At 42.0% G+C, this 6,349-nt stretch carries 3 protein-coding genes; all 3 read right to left on the bottom strand.

Translation table 11 applies throughout. The features are described from left to right. Positions 1-253: 253 nt before the first annotated feature. Entirely contained in the window at positions 254-1,627 is a 1,374-nt protein-coding gene (locus Q0590_RS36225) for a nucleoside hydrolase-like domain-containing protein (protein WP_302042575.1), read from the bottom strand. Positions 1,628-1,706: 79 nt separating this feature from the next. Beyond that, on the bottom strand, positions 1,707-3,356 hold the full coding sequence (locus Q0590_RS36230) for an ISL3 family transposase (protein ID WP_302042576.1): 1,650 nt from the start codon (positions 3,354-3,356) through the stop codon (positions 1,707-1,709). Positions 3,357-3,602: 246 nt separating this feature from the next. After that, positions 3,603-4,031: a response regulator gene (locus Q0590_RS36235; protein WP_302042577.1), complete on the bottom strand. Its 429-nt coding sequence runs from the start codon at positions 4,029-4,031 to the stop codon at positions 3,603-3,605. Between the last annotated feature and the right edge of the window lie 2,318 nt (positions 4,032-6,349).

The following is a 6,349-nucleotide window of genomic DNA, read 5'->3' on the forward strand; positions in this document are numbered from 1 at the left end:
TAGAATGTTGTTTAACGTATGTCTGTTGCTATGAAAACGAGTTACCCGAAAGGGGTATATTTTATTACTCAGTTTGTTTGTTGTTTTCCACTTGCATCCCACTTCGAGTGAATTAAATTTTTATTTTTCTATTGAACTTCTGTTTGCAAAATAAAGGCTTATACAATTTCAAAGCATTGTTTTCAGGCTACAGTTGTCATGTAAATTTTTGTAACGCCCAAACCCAAATCCTAGCACAGGTCACATATGTTGTTTAATGTGTAAAGATTATCCTCCGGTAACTATACAATGCCGGAATTCCGTTGTCCTTTACCTCACAAATTATATGAAGTTCCCCGTTTGCTTCAAGGCTAGGCATTATGAAAGACATGTTCTCTGCTGTAGCTTCTATGAGTGAAGGATCAGCTATTACATTGTCGTCTTTTGGATAAATAAACCACCGGTATGAAAGCTTGTTAGTATCCGGATCATACGATCCGCCCGCACTCAGTTTTACCCTTTCGCCGGCTCTTGCCCTATGCATGAGTACTTCTTTTGATGATTCTCCATTGATAACTACTACCGGATTATGATTAGCTGCGCTGAAATCAGCATGACACCAGTCCATCCTGGCGGCAAAATCATTCTGAAAGGCATATTGCCACATGTTAATAGATTTCCCATCTGGCTCAGCCTCCATCCAGTGTTTGTTGTTTTGGGTGAGTGGTCGAAAAAGGCCACCCCATCCGCCATACCCTGGTTTTTCAAGATGGCTCAACCCTGAAATGCCACTGAACATATACAGGAAAGAAGGCGTATCTCCTTCGATTACCCCTTTTTTTGTATGGTCCCAACCACTTTCGGGGTAGATCATTCCCAAAGGACCATGATCGATTCTGATATGTTTGTTTATCCAATAGAGATCCCCCATGGTGGTATCGGCACCAGGGGCATTATAGAAGATACCTTTAAAGGCCTGTTTGTTAACAATGATAAACATATCAGGAAAATTTTCCATTAACCACTGCCCGGTTCCATCCTGGTAGGCAATCATATAGACTCTGATTTTGGCAATGGCTTGTTTGAGTAGTTTTGGGTTCCGGGCCTGTTTCATTCGCCAAAGCGCCTGGGCCAGTTCCTGGGTACCCCCCCAAAAGCAAAACCATATGGGTTCTGTATCAGGGTCTTTTAATAAGCGGATGATATAGTCAGAGGCTTCACTATCTTTTCCCTCTCCCAGTATCTGCTCATAAAGCTTGGCATAGGTACCTGAAAGACCGGCTTTCGTCACTTTTCGCAACGCATCTGCAGTAGGAAAACCGGGATCGTGTTTTCTTAAATTCCCTTCTGCTTTTTCATAGATGTTCAGTACATCCAGTATATGTTGTTTATTGGCAACATTGGCCAGGGTTCCGGATGCAGCAATCAGGCCAAGCACTTCAAATTCATTGGAATAGACCAGAAAGCGCACCATCGACTGGACATCATCCGGGTCCGATCTTTTCTCTGGGGCGCCAACCGTAATTGTGCCTGGAATAACATCAATGGGCGGAAAATCAGAAGAGATTACAAGGCGGGGTTTGGAACATAACCCTACAGTTGGTATCAACTGTAAAGCCATGCAGATATAAATTAGCAGTAGTTTCATTCTATGTTGATCTTATTTTTAGCTACAATAAATACGAGGTAGTTTCCCCAAAATGGTGGTTCTCCCAAAAGTTACGTGCTTAGGCTGCATACAGGACACGTTTGCGAAGTAAATCAAATTTAGCTCTACCATACATCTGCCTTTTTAACAATTTAAGTCGGTTGATTTGTCCTTCTGTTTGACCGTTACTCCACTCAGTCTCCAGAGCAGCTCGGATAGCAGCAGAATCCTGTTCTATACGAGCTGCAAAAGTTTGAAACATAGCAATACAGGAAGCTTTGCAATCCTTTAGCCACTCTTCTAACTGCTCTATTTGTTGCTTTTTAACCATCTGAATAAAGCGTTGAGCCAATGAATAAATTTGCTTCACCTGTGTATGCTGCCCAATATGTAATAACAGCTCACATTCCTCTTCTTTTAATTGATCTGCTTCACACATCATCAGCCAAGCTAACTGCCTAGCCGAAGGTATTTTATCTGTTACAGCGGGTGGAAGATTGGCCGGATTAATAATTTCTATCATTGTATTGTTTTGTTGATTATCTACTATAGTTTCCCCCTGATGACGGCGTTTGCTCATCCACTTGGATACTTGACGGTGTGTGCCTGGATAGCCTTTTTCTCTGATTTCACGCCATAACTTCATAGCATTCTGACAGCCTTCCTGGTAGCGTGATTCTAGGTAGGACAAATATGGATTCAGGATGCTACCTCCGGTAGATCTTCTGTTTCTTTCCGGAAAGCTTTCTGCATAAAAATATTTCCTGACAGTAGTAGGATTGATATCAAGTCTTCTGGCAATCTGCCCAATTTTCCACCCAGCAATTTGAAGTTGTTTTATTTGCTGATAAGTCTGTAAGCGCTGCTCACGACTAGCCTTACTAGCCTTTCTCTCACTTGTTGAGGTGTCTCGAATGCTAGTAAGTAGATGGGTAATGATGGGCTCTGCTTTATCTTTTTGTTCTACAAGTAATGGCCGTATCTGCTGATACATGTTAGTTAATAATCGATCCAGCATCTGTTTCAAGTTCTGAAGTAGATGAAAACGGTCAGCTACCTGTAGTGCTTGTGGAGCGCCCTCCTTAGCACCTAGTGCGTATTCACCAGAACGATCCCTAGCAATCACTTCTATACCTTTATGCTCCAGCAACCAATCTTTCACAGTAACAGCTGTTCGGTCTTTTAAAAGCTCTATAGGCTTATGGGTTTCCAAGTCCACCACAATAGTACCATAAGAGACCCGCTTACGCAGAGCCCAATCATCGATACCTACTATTCGTGGCATAGGTGGTTGTGGTGGAGACCAATTACGAATTAGACGCAGTAGTGAAGCTGCACTAGTAGGCATTTGTAACTGAGCAGCTAAGCGGTGGCCGGCTTCACCCCCTAAGCTAAAGGCTATAGCTTGTAAAATAGTAGTGAATCTTGCAGTACGTTGAGCTTTAAAAGGTAAGAAGTCAAATCGTTGAACAAATGTACGCTTAGCACAAGTTTGGTTTGTGCAACGAAATCGTCTTGCTTCTATCCGAAGCTCGGTTAGTTGGCCACTCATTGGCAGATCTTTCCCCTTGCGCCAATAGTAACTGTGGATACGGTGGGAAACTACACCGCATGTTGGACAAATAGCCGTAGAAGCTTTAGCATGTGCCGTAACACTTACTTGATTGTTGAAATTTTCAATTTTCTGAATCTGTAACTCTGGTAAATTTATAGGTGTTCTGTTCATCATTTCTTATTCCAGTAAGAGAACAAGTAATGACTCCAACTGAGTTTAAAAACTAACAGCACGTAACTTACGGGAGAACCACTTTTACGGGGGAAACCCATTTTTTCTAAGCCCTTAAAAGAGGAGCATCTTCGCTTATTCGGGCAGCAAATTAGATGACGAGTCTAGTCCTCGATAAATCATCTGCCTGCCAATCAATGCCTGCACTCCCTTGTCCGTGTTTACAAACCACTAGCAGCTCTGCCTGGTTTATATTCTTTTTTCCAAAGGAGCAAAACAGCGGCTGATCATCTTGTGTAGTTTGTCTTCGGTTAAGGGTTTCACTAGGTAATAACTAGCGGCAAAGCTAGCAGCCTGACTGATATCAGTGGCATTTTCTGAGGCAGACAGAATCACTACGGTATAGTGCTTTTGATAGCTTTGTCTAAGTTCCTGCAAAAACGCAAATCCGTCCATACCCGGCATTTTGATATCAAGTAGAATCAGGTCTAAGTCGGCTTGTTTGTCTGCTTCTAGTAGCTTTTCCTCGCTTAATTGATCAATATAGGCTAAGGCTTGCTGTCCATCTTTACAGAGAATCACCTCTTGAGCAAGCCCCATTTGTTGCAAGACCGTTTTACTTAAATAGGCATCAATGTCCTGGTCTTCGACTAGTAAGATTTTGTTAAATTGTTTCATGCCTCAATGCTAGCTTAATTAAAAAATATTTCCCTTTTTACACTTTTATTCTAAAAGGCCCATGGCAGCACCCCTTCTACTTAGCTAGGCAAATGCCTCTAGCCTCTCTTTGTACCCCATCAGTAAGTCATTTCATTTCCCCTTTCCCCTGCTTGCAAGTATGTCAGCATAGATCTTGGAGAGCTAACAACACCCAAGCAGGGTACCCCCTGAAGGGTTCATACATTTTACCTTTCCTTGTCGTACCTATCGCCTCTACGAGGAAAGCCTACAGACCCTATCCTGTTGGCTTTCCAGCAACTGTGCGGGTAAGGTTCCACTCTGCCAAACGAATAGTCTGTTTTTTGAGAATACATCATGAACTAAAAAGAGCGTTTTTTTAGGAATGGTACTATTTTTTAATACCACCTCACTTATACGTATGTAAAAAGAAAATGTCGAACAAGAATCTGTATTTTTTTCCAATACCCGTACAACTACCTCCCTTATTTGGTTCTCCTTGAAGAAAAAAGCCTTGGTAAAATCCCCTTTGATTGTTGGAGCGGTAGGAGCCGATCAGCCGCTCCATGCTTGATCATAACCGGGGATCATCTGTGGTAACGGAGGTTAATGGGAGAAAATGGCTGCCTTATTGCGTGTCAATGCTAAGCGCCTACTAGCATGGCGTGGTACAAGGAACTAACAACCTACTACCTCTCCATCTAAGCTGCACTTAAATGGCTAGTCATGATCTGCTGTAACGGCGAATGCCAGCCTCTCGACCGGCTGCCGGATGATAGCTTGTCACTGCGCTAAACTAAAGAAAAAGCAGCCATAGCTAGCCCTATTGGGTAAGCAATACAACAAAGCAGGTGGGATAAAAAGAGTAGCCGCTCTTTTTACTATCTTTTCAAATAAAGCTTCCTAACTTAGCTTTTCTTTCTTTCAATACCTTGAACTTGTTGAAGCGTATACGTATTTTATTTACTAAGTTGAGTTTGGCTCAGCGAATCCTTCTGGGCATTGCCCTTCCAATCTTACTTGTTATGATCACTATCCTGATAGGCAGTGAAATGGCTGGTCATAAAAGAGACCCCTTTGATTTTACCCATACCTGGCCTGCTTGGAGTAGCTGCGTACTATTGATTATTTTTTTGGAGCTAACCCTTTTTGTAAGAAAATAAAAGACCTTGCTGCAAAAAAGTTTAGGCCTTTCTTTCAAACAAAGCCTTTTGAGAAGCTAACTGCTTAGCCCCTGGTTTTCTAGCTTGCTAGAGGGCTTAGAAAGAAAATATCGGCAAGTATTCACTTGCCTGTAGGCTACTATACGAATGCATGACTGCCATCTATGTATGGAATCAACATGTATGGAACCAAGGCGTTAGCTTACTTACCATAAACAACGGTACTCACCTCTTGCTTACTTATTGTCTTTGTTTTGGGCAGGGTCCTCTTTTTTTCCAGTGCTATCTTTAGGGGTAGCCGCAGGTTGTACTTGCTTGTCATCGGTTTGCTTGTCATCGCTCGATTCGGCATCATCCGCACCACCAGAAGTGGCAGGACTTGTCGTTGTGCCGGTAGAAGATCCGGAAGCAGGATTATCAGAAAGTTAACTTTCTCACCCCAAGCAGAAAAATTGAATGAAAAAATTTACCTACTAAGAAAGAAAAAGCTAGGAAAACCGCTGTGAGCGCAAAAGATCTAGAAAAATGTTTTTTCTCTTCAAGGCACTTCTCCCATGTCCATTCTTCCCTGGAATAAGCCCTAGTGAATGGTAGTAAAAGGCAGGGGGACACATGAAAAAAGCACCATCATCTCTTGGGATAGTGCCTTTTTATATACACTTTTTTGCATTATATAGGATTATATACGTAGAAAATGGGACAAAGGTTATCGGATCCCAAAGAGCTCGTTTCTTGGTATCTGGCAGGTTGATAAAAAGCTCTGTATGAAATATGCCCCTTTCTCTTAGAAGCAGGGTTTGCACCAACCTGCAATATTATCTCCATCTGATCCATCAGAATCCCTTGCCTAAAGCAATCAAGTTGATTAAACAAGCTGATTAATCGGGCTATACTTCCATCCCTTCATACTGCTTCCCTTTGCTTGTTTAGGGGTGAAGGTTTTAACAGGGGATAGATTTTTTGCCCTCTACTCTCCTTCCCATCAATAACCAAACCTTACAGTCTTCGTTTACCTGTTGTCAACTTTTGATATTTAACCTAAATCAACAACAGGAGAAATAAACGTTATTTCTCCACGATTCATCCATGATCCTACTCCCTGTATATATTAGTCGATTGATACGCCAGTGTATTAATTCAAAAGTAGGCCAGAGG

Source organism: Rhodocytophaga aerolata (genome assembly GCF_030503435.1).
Classification (GTDB): domain Bacteria; phylum Bacteroidota; class Bacteroidia; order Cytophagales; family 172606-1; genus Rhodocytophaga; species Rhodocytophaga aerolata.